Source organism: Mycobacterium sp., assembly GCF_050700595.1.
Lineage (GTDB): Bacteria > Actinomycetota > Actinomycetes > Mycobacteriales > Mycobacteriaceae > Mycobacterium.
In genome coordinates this window covers 20,102-27,576 of the sequence record NZ_JBOHHI010000207.1, presented here as the reverse complement: position 1 = coordinate 27,576, position 7,475 = coordinate 20,102, and the positions used below count along the sequence as shown (strand labels likewise).

The window sequence follows — 7,475 nt, the reverse complement described above, 5'->3', positions numbered from 1 at the left end:
GTGTAGAGCCGGGAGAGGAAGTTGTGGTGCTGCGCCTGGGCGGTACTGCCGGTCAGCTCGACCGCACCCGGGCCGGCTTCGGTGATTTCGGTCGCATCTTCGGTCGCTTCGGTGTCGGCCATCGCGTTATCCCCGCCCCGTGTTCACGTGCGTCGTGGCCCGGCGCTCGCGGGCGACCCGCTGCACGGCCCCCAGGCCGTTGTACGTCGGCTTGGCCAGCGTCGGGGACTTGGAGGCCAGGTACACCAGCGGCCACGTCACCAGGAACACCACCACGATGTCGAGGATCGTGGTGAGACCCAGCGTGAAAGCGAACCCCTTCACCTGGCCGACCGCCAGGAAGTACAGCACCGCGGCGGCCAGGAAGGTGACGGCGTTGCCGGAAACGATCGTCTTGCGGGCCCGGGCCCAACCGCGGGGTACCGCCGACCGGAACGAACGGCCTTCGCGGATCTCATCTTTGATGCGTTCGAAAAACACCACGAACGAGTCGGCGGTGGTGCCGATGCCGATGATCAGACCCGCGATGCCCGCCAGGTCCAGGGTGTAGTTGATATAGCGGCCCAACAGCACCAGGATCGCGAAAACCATTGCGCCGGAAGCCACCAACGACAGTGCGGTCAGCAGCCCCAGTACCCGGTAGTACGCCAGCGAGTACACCAGCACCAGCGCCAAACCGATGGCACCCGCGATCAGGCCGGCTCGCAGCGACGTCAATCCCAGTGTCGCCGAGACGGTCTCGGCTTCCGACGATTCGAACGACAGCGGCAACGACCCGTATTTGAGGACGTTGGCCAGATCGCGTGCCGTTGCTTGGTTGAAGTCACCGGTGATTTGGGTCCGGCCGCCCGGGATCGCTTCCTGGATCCGGGGTGCGCTTACTACCTGTGAGTCCAAGGTGAACGCGGTTTGGGTGCCGATGTGGGCGGCGGTGAAATCCGCCCAGGTGTTTGCCGCCGCACTTTTGAACTGCAGGTCGACGATGTAGCCGGCGCTGCGCTGGTCCATCCCCGAGGTGGCGTTCTGGATCTGGTCGCCGCTGATGATCGACGGTGCCAGCTGGTAGGCAATTTTGTGGTCGGTCGAACAGGCGATCAGCGGCAGGTTGGGGTCGTCGTTGCCGGCCAGGATGTCGTCTTGGTCGCAGCGGGTGGCCTGGAACTGCAGGGCAAGGAATTGCACGCCCTGATTGGTGGTCTGCCGCCACTGCTTCTCTTTGGCGATGCGCTCGGCGAGGTCCTTGCGCGGGTCGGGCGGCCCGGGTTGTGCCGGCGGCGGTTCCTGCAGGTAGGGCCGCGGCTGCGCCGGGGGCGCCGTTTCATCGGTCGGTGCCGGCTCGTTGGTAGGGGCGCTACCCGGCACGGCGGGAAGTTCACCGGACGGCGCTTGGCCGGGCGTTGCGGGCTGCGGATGCTGTCCCGGCGGCGGCGCAGCCTGCGCCGGGACCGCGTTGATCGCCGGCCGGATATACAGCCGCGCCGTCTGGCCCAGGTTGCGCGCCTCATTGCCGTCATTTCCCGGCACCGTGATGACCAGGTTGTCGCCGTCGACGATGACTTCGGAGCCCGACACGCCCAGACCGTTGACCCGGGCGCTGATGATCTGCTGCGCCTGCGCGAGCGCCTCGCGGGTCGGCGCGGATCCGTCCGGTGTTCGGGCGGTCAGCGTGACCCGGGTGCCGCCCTGCAGATCGATGCCGAGCTTGGGTTCGGCCCGCTTGTCCCCGGTCAGGAAGACCAGCAGATACACGCCGATGAGCATGACCAGGAACACCGTCAGGTAGCGGGCAGGGTACACCGGCGCCGAAGGCGATGCCACGTTGTTGACTCTCCTCGCTTGCCGATCCGTTCGACTGCTCCCGAAAAGGGTACGTGCCGATCGGCAGATCTCAGTCTTTGGGCAGTCGCTCCGGATCGGCGGTGAGCTCCGCGGCGTCGTCGTCCGCATCGGTGTCCGGGACCTCCGGCTCGATGCGGTCCCGAACCGCCAGCTTCATCCACGTGGTCACCACGCCGGGTGCGATCTCGAGGTCCACCGTGTCGTCGGTGATGGCGGTGATGCTGGCCTGCAATCCGGAGGTGGTGTGCACCCGGTCCCCGACGCGCAGCGACTCGTGCAGGCCGATGGTGGCCTGCATGGCGCGTCGTTGACGCCGCGACGCGAAGAACATGAACGCCGCCAAGATGATGAACAGCGGCAAGAAGAACAGCAGTTGGTTCATGACGGCCAGTGTGCCATCGCGGGTCTTGACGCCGCGGGTCCGGAGTGGCACAACGACCTTATGACCCGCATCGTTGATTCCGACCAGCACCTTTACGAGAACCGCTCATTGTGGGCCGACTACATCGACCCGACGGCCCGCCAGGATGCGCTGAGCCTGGTCGACGACGAACTCGGCTATACCTGGCTGAGCTGGCGCGGCTCGCCGCTGGCGTTGGCCGACGTCCACCTTCCCGGCGACACCGCCTCCTGCGGGGAGCACCGCAAGCGGCAGCGGGCCGGACGGCCGGCCTCCTACCGCTACGACGAGGCACTGCCCGCCGCCTACTGGCAGCCCACGGCCCGCGTCGGCTGGCTCGACGAGGTCGGCCTGGACGAAGCGGTCGTGTTTCCCAATTACGGTCTGCTGTGGGAGCGCCGGCTGTCGTCGTCGCTGTCGGCGGTGACCGCGAACATGACGGCATGGAACCGGTGGTGTGCAATCGTGCAGGCCGAGGGCGCCGGGCGACTCCATCCGGTCGCACACCTCACCCTGCGCGACCCGCAGTGGCTCGAGGCCGAACTGGCAACTCTTGCGGCGGCGGGTGTCGGGCTGGCGATGATCGGCGCCGGACCGGTCGACGGGCGGGCGTTGTCGCATCCCGACCACGACCGGATCTGGTCCGCGTTCGTCGACCACGCCGTCACACCCGTCTTCCACGTCGCCGATCAGGTGCGGGTCTTCGACGACTGTTGGTATCCGCCGGATTCGGAGGACTTGGTGCCGACGACCGAGGCGGTGTTCCTGTGGGTGCCGCCGGCGCTGGCGTTGACCGACCTGATCCTGCACGGCGTCCTCGACCGTCATCCCGGACTGCGCTTCGGCGTCGTCGAGCTCAGTTCGATGTGGGTGCCGCAATTCCTGTTGATGCTGGACGGGGCGTCGTATTTCACCACTGCACTCAATGGCAAGCCGGTGGCCCGGCTGGCCCGGCGGCCCAGCGAGTACTTCCTCGATCAGGTGAAGGTGTCGTCGTTCTCCTACGAGGACCCCGGGGCGCTGACCAAGTCCAGCGGTGACGTGTTCATGTTCTGCAGCGACTACCCGCACTCCGAGGGCACCGCCACACCGCTCGACGACTACCGCCGGATGGGCTGCGAGGACCAGGCGATGCCCGGTCTGTTCCACGCCAACATCGACGCATTGCTGCACCATTAGCCGGATGGAACTCACCGAAGCGTTACGCACCACCGGCGCGGTCCGCGACTTCACCGAAGAACCCGTCGACGACGCCGTGTTGGCGCGGGTGCTCGACACCGCGCGATTCGCACCCAGCGGAGCCAACGCGCAGTCGTGGCGGATCGTGGTGGTCAAAGACGCCGGCCGACGACGCCGGCTGCGCGATCTGTACCTGCAGGGTTCGCGGGACTACATGGCCATGACCGTCGCCGGACTGCGGCCGTGGGCGCCCACCAACGACCGCGACGCCGAATCCCGCGCCATCGAAGCCGGAAAAGCCTTGGCGCCAGGCGGATTCGCCGAACACTTCGACGAGGCCCCGGTACTGCTGGCATTGTTCGCCGACCTGGCGCAGCTGGCCGCGGTGGACCGCGACACCGACCGGTATACGTTCGCCGGCGGCGCGTCCATCTACCCGTTCGCGTGGAGCATCCTGCTCGCCGCCCGCGAGGAGGGCCTGGGCGGGGTGATCACCACGATCGCGATTCACGAGGAGCCGCAGGTCAAGGCTCTGTTCGGCGCGTCCGACCCGCTGGCGTTGGCCGCGGTGATCGCGCTGGGACATCCGGTTCGGGCGGTGCGACGGCTTCGCCGCGCCCCGGTCGCCTCGTTCGCCACCGTCGACTCGGTCGACGGGCCGGTGTTTGGCGGATGACGGTTGGGGTAACAGATAAGTTCACCCGACGTCGAGCACGTTCTGTCTGGAGGTCTGCGATGAGAAACCTTGTTGGTCAATTGGCGGCAATCGTCATGCTTGCGGCAGCGGCGATGACGGCCGGGACGTTCACGACATCGGCGGTCAGCTCGGCGCAGCCGCCGAACTGCGCCGAGGGCCAGTATTGGGACCCGACCGGCAACATCTGCCGGCCACTGGGCGAAGGGCCACAGCCTCTGAACTGCCCAGAAGGCCAGTACTGGCACCCGGGCGACAACGTGTGCAAGCCACTCGGCCAACCCTGAACCGTGACAACGGCGAATGGGGGTGGGACCCGGCCGCCAACGTCTGCCGGCCACCCGTCGCACCTCCTGCCTAACGCGCGGGACGCGGTCTCGTCCCCTTTCGGTCGCAGATAGGCTCGAATAGCCACCCGAGTCCCCACTGCGCCCGAGGAGACACGTGCCCACCATCGAACAAAGCCACCACCTCGCCACCGAAATCCCCGGTCCAGCGTCGTTGGAATTGACCAAGCGCCGCGCTGCGGCGGTAGCCCGCGGCGTCGGAAACGCGATGCCGGTCTTCGCGGCGCGCGCCGGCGGCGGGATCGTCGAGGACGTCGACGGCAACCGACTCATCGACTTGGGGTCCGGCATCGCGGTCACCACGATCGGCAACGCCGCGCCGCAGGTGGTCGACGCGGTGCGGGGCCAAGTCGCCGAATTCACCCACACCTGCTTCATGGTGACGCCCTACGAGGGCTACGTGGCCGTCGCCGAACAGCTCAACCGGATCACCCCCGGCTCGGGCGAGAAGCGCACGGTGTTGTTCAACTCCGGCGCGGAGGCGGTGGAGAACGCCGTCAAGATCGCCCGCTCGCACACCCGCAAACCCGCTGTGGTGGCGTTCGACCACGCCTACCACGGTCGCACCAACCTGGCGATGGCGCTGACCGCGAAGTCGATGCCGTACAAAAGCGGCTTCGGGCCGTTCGCGCCGGAGGTCTACCGGGCGCCGCTGTCATATCCGTTCCGCGACGGCCTGCACGACAAGGAGCTGGCCACCGACGGTGAGTTGGCCGCCCGACGCACCATCGACTTCATCGCCAAGCAGGTCGGCGCGGACAACCTGGCCGCCGTCGTCATCGAACCGATCCAGGGCGAGGGCGGGTTCATCGTGCCGGCCGAGGGGTTCCTGCCCACGTTGTTGGACTGGTGCCACAACAACGACGTGGTCTTCGTCGCCGACGAGATACAGAGCGGCGTCGCGCGCACCGGGGCGATGTTCGCCTGCGAGCACGAGGGCATCGAGCCCGACCTGATCTGTATCGCCAAGGGCATTGCCGGCGGGCTGCCGCTGTCGGCGGTGACCGGTCGCGCCGAGATCATGGACACCCCGCACGTCAGCGGCCTGGGCAGCACGTTCGGCGGCAATCCGATCGCCTGCGCGGCGGCGTTGGCGACCATCGCCACCATCGAAAAGGACGGCCTCGTCGAGCGGGCGCGGCAGATCGAGCGGCTGATGAAAGACCGGCTGCTCGCGTTGCAGCGCGACGACGATCGGGTCGGCGATGTGCGCGGCCGCGGGGCCATGATTGCCGTCGAGTTGGTGAAGCCCGGCAGCGCCGAGCCCGATGCCGATCTGACCGAAGCGTTGGCAACCGCCGCCCGCACTGCCGGCGTCATTGTGTTGACCTGCGGCACTTTCGGCAACGTGCTGCGGTTCCTGCCGCCGCTGAGCATCAGCGACGAGTTGCTGACCGAAGGTGTCGACGTGCTGGCCGAGCTACTCGCCGAGCTCTAAGACTTCATTCCAGAAGCCGACCACGCTCTGCACGGTCCGGTCCGCGTCGAGCACTAGCGGCGCCACCCGGCCGGTGCCCGCCACCGTGGCGGTGCGGGCGTTCGGCATGGTGGCACAGGCGGCCTCGGCCTCACCCGGCGGCCAGCCCTCGTCGTCGTCGCGGGCGGCCAGCATCAGGGTGGGCGCGGTGATACGCGGCAGGCGGTCGGCGAGACTCGGCCGGTGCAGCATCATCGAGCGCATGGCGTGCAGCATGCCGCGCCGATCAGCCCGGCGGAATGCGTCGATCACGACGGCAGCTTGACCCGGTTGCGCGGCAACAGCTTCCGGGCCCAATAGCGCGTTCGACAACGCGTTGCACAGGAAGCGGGTGGGTCCGGCCAACCGGTATAGGGCGACCAGCGGCCACGCCTTGGTCCAGCGAAACCGGGTGCTGAGCCCCGGCACCGGGGTGCCGATCGTGGTCAGCGTGCGAATGCGCTGCGGCTGGGCGGCCGCCAGCAGAATGCCGACATGTCCGCCCCACGCGTTGCCGACCCAGTCGACCGGCTCGGCGATGCCGAGTCGGTCCAGGGCTTGCCCGGCCGCGTGCGTGCATTCGTCGAAGGTGAAGTCGCGGCGGACAGGTTCGCTGCGTCCGTGCGACGGCCCGTCGATCGCGACCACGGTGCGGCGGCTTGCCAGCGCGTCCAACACCGGCCCCCAGGAGCGTGAATCGACGAACAGGCTGTGCCACAACACCGCGGTAGGCCCTGCGCCGCCGCGCCGCACATGCAGACGTCCCAGGCTCGTGCTGACGAAATCAGTGTCGTCCATGTGACCACCTCTCGCGAATTACTTCGGAAGCCGAAACTTCGGCATCCGTAGTATTGTCTGGCAGCATGGCGACGTCAAGTGATCTGCCGCCGGACCGACAGGCGGTGGGCCAGCTGCTGGTGCGGTTGTTGCGACACTTTCGCCAGGATTTGGCAGCGCCGCGCGTCGAGCGCGGCTACGGCGACGTCCGCGATCCGCATCTGCAGATCTTCGGCAACATCCGCATGGGTGGGGTGCGTCTCACCGAACTTGCCGCGCGGGCACAGCTGAGCTTGGCCGCCACGTCGGAGCTGGTGAACGATTTGGCCACACTGGGCTATCTGACCCGACGCCCCGACCCGGCTGACGGTCGGGCGAAGCTGATCGACCTGACCGATCGCGGACGACGCTTGCTGGCCGACGCCGGTGACCGGGTGGCCGACATCGAGGCGCGGTGGTCGAAGCTGTTGGGAGCCAACGACTTTGCCCGCATGTGTGCGACCATGCACCAGCTGCTCGACACGCTCGAACCCGACGGCGCGCGGAGCTAGCCCTCCCCTTGGTCGACGGCCGGACCGAATCAAGTCGCCGACCGTGCGGATTCATACGCCTGTCGCGGCGTGTCGCGTACGAAGCCGCACGCTCGGCCTATCTCATCGGACAACCGGCCGGTAACGCATCTCACAGCAATCGGCGGCGGCCCGCCGTTTCGGAATAACATTAGCTTTGCTAACGTAGTTCTTGCTGGGCGCAGCGTGGCGCTGGTAAAACTTCCCGAGTAAT

The 7,475-nt window shown here is 67.6% G+C and carries 8 protein-coding genes; 5 read left to right on the top strand and 3 right to left on the bottom strand.

Annotation, left to right across the window (positions count from 1 at the left end):
• Positions 1 to 126: 126 nt before the first annotated feature.
• Complete coding sequence (gene secD / locus ACRDTL_RS19335; RefSeq protein WP_431508310.1) at positions 127 to 1,818, bottom strand: protein translocase subunit SecD; 1,692 nt, start codon at positions 1,816 to 1,818, stop codon at positions 127 to 129.
• A gap of 70 nt (positions 1,819 to 1,888) precedes the next feature.
• On the bottom strand, positions 1,889 to 2,221 hold the full coding sequence (yajC, locus tag ACRDTL_RS19330; RefSeq protein ID WP_431508309.1) for a preprotein translocase subunit YajC: 333 nt from the start codon (positions 2,219 to 2,221) through the stop codon (positions 1,889 to 1,891).
• Between the two features lie 60 nt (positions 2,222 to 2,281).
• Between yajC and ACRDTL_RS19325 the strand changes: the two genes are divergently transcribed.
• The 4 genes from ACRDTL_RS19325 (at position 2,282) to gabT (ending at position 5,897) form a co-directional block, all read left to right on the top strand.
• Complete coding sequence (locus ACRDTL_RS19325) at positions 2,282 to 3,418, top strand: amidohydrolase family protein (protein WP_431508308.1); 1,137 nt, start codon at positions 2,282 to 2,284, stop codon at positions 3,416 to 3,418.
• A gap of 4 nt (positions 3,419 to 3,422) precedes the next feature.
• The gene (locus ACRDTL_RS19320) at positions 3,423 to 4,094 is read left to right on the top strand and encodes a nitroreductase family protein (RefSeq protein ID WP_431508307.1); all 672 of its coding nucleotides are present in this window, start codon (positions 3,423 to 3,425) and stop codon (positions 4,092 to 4,094) included.
• Between the two features lie 59 nt (positions 4,095 to 4,153).
• Positions 4,154 to 4,399, top strand: coding sequence for a hypothetical protein (locus tag ACRDTL_RS19315; protein WP_431508306.1), 246 nt, complete (start codon positions 4,154 to 4,156; stop codon positions 4,397 to 4,399).
• Between the two features lie 157 nt (positions 4,400 to 4,556).
• Entirely contained in the window at positions 4,557 to 5,897 is a 1,341-nt protein-coding gene (gene gabT, locus ACRDTL_RS19310) for a 4-aminobutyrate--2-oxoglutarate transaminase (RefSeq protein WP_431508305.1), read from the top strand.
• Here the strand turns inward: gabT and ACRDTL_RS19305 are convergent.
• Positions 5,880 to 6,713: an alpha/beta fold hydrolase gene (locus ACRDTL_RS19305; RefSeq protein WP_431508304.1), complete on the bottom strand. Its 834-nt coding sequence runs from the start codon at positions 6,711 to 6,713 to the stop codon at positions 5,880 to 5,882. The two genes, gabT and ACRDTL_RS19305, sit on opposite strands and share 18 nt — an antisense overlap.
• Before the next feature lie 65 nt (positions 6,714 to 6,778).
• Here ACRDTL_RS19305 and ACRDTL_RS19300 point away from each other — a divergent pair, with 65 nt between their 5' ends.
• The gene (locus ACRDTL_RS19300) at positions 6,779 to 7,243 is read left to right on the top strand and encodes a MarR family winged helix-turn-helix transcriptional regulator (RefSeq protein WP_431508303.1); all 465 of its coding nucleotides are present in this window, start codon (positions 6,779 to 6,781) and stop codon (positions 7,241 to 7,243) included.
• Positions 7,244 to 7,475: the final 232 nt, after the last annotated feature.